The organism is Apibacter adventoris (assembly GCF_002964975.1).
GTDB classification, from domain to species: domain Bacteria; phylum Bacteroidota; class Bacteroidia; order Flavobacteriales; family Weeksellaceae; genus Apibacter; species Apibacter adventoris.
In genome coordinates this window covers 1-331 of sequence record NZ_PSZM01000010.1, presented here as the reverse complement: position 1 = coordinate 331, position 331 = coordinate 1, and the positions used below count along the sequence as shown (strand labels likewise).

Here is a 331-nt window from a genome sequence, read left to right as displayed (position 1 = left end):
CGCAAAAGTGGTGCCGCCTGAAGCGATGGAAAACGCCCCTGCCAGCCTGCATTCGCTGGATGTGAAATCGCGTGATATGCGCGGGCAGAAATATGTCTTGCAGGTGGCACCGGAAGATTGCACCGGTTGTAACCTGTGCGTCGAAGTTTGCCCGGCGAAAGACCGTCAGAATCCAGAGATTAAAGCCATCAATATGATGTCTCGCCTGGAACATGTCGAAGAAGAGAAAATCAATTACGATTTCTTCCTCAACCTGCCAGAAATCGACCGTAGCAAACTGGAACGTATTGATATTCGTACATCGCAGCTGATTACACCGCTGTTTGAATAT

Annotated in this window: 1 protein-coding gene; it reads left to right on the top strand. The window is 49.2% G+C overall.

Going from position 1 to position 331, the window contains the following annotated elements; translation table 11 throughout:
- The coding region (locus tag C4S77_RS02950; RefSeq protein ID WP_176700506.1) for a 4Fe-4S dicluster domain-containing protein at nt 1-331 on the top strand (331 nt) is incomplete at both ends.